At 65.6% G+C, this 398-nt stretch carries 1 protein-coding gene; it reads right to left on the reverse strand.

The genetic code is table 11. The features are described 5' to 3' along the window. On the reverse strand, positions 1-398 hold a 398-nt coding region (locus ACNFOC_RS55730; protein ID WP_416966490.1), incomplete at both ends, for an ABC transporter permease subunit.

The raw sequence follows: 398 nt of genomic DNA on the forward strand, positions 1-398 counted from the left end.
ACGTAGTACTTGCCGGCGACATCGCCGATGCCGAGCAGGAGCGATGCCAGGAACGGGCCGGTGATCGAGGAGGAGCCGCCGACAGTGACCACAATCAGGAAGTAGATCATGAACTTCAGCGGGAAGTACGGATCGAGGCCGAGGATCTCGGCGCTGAGCGCGCCGCCGAGGCCGGCCAGGCCACAGCCAAATGCGAACGTGAAGGCGAACACCTGCGGCACGTTGATGCCGAGGCCGCTCGCGGCGCGGGGATCGTCGACCGCGGCGCGCAGGCGGCTGCCGAAGCGTGTCTTGGCCAGCACCATCTGCAGACCGATGGTGAGCAGGCCGCAGATCACAATGATCATCAACCTGTAGCGGCCGATGCCGACGCCGAACAGGTCGAACTGGCCCTGCAG

This window comes from Streptomyces colwelliae (assembly GCF_048158785.1).
Classification (GTDB): Bacteria; Actinomycetota; Actinomycetes; order Streptomycetales; family Streptomycetaceae; genus Streptomyces.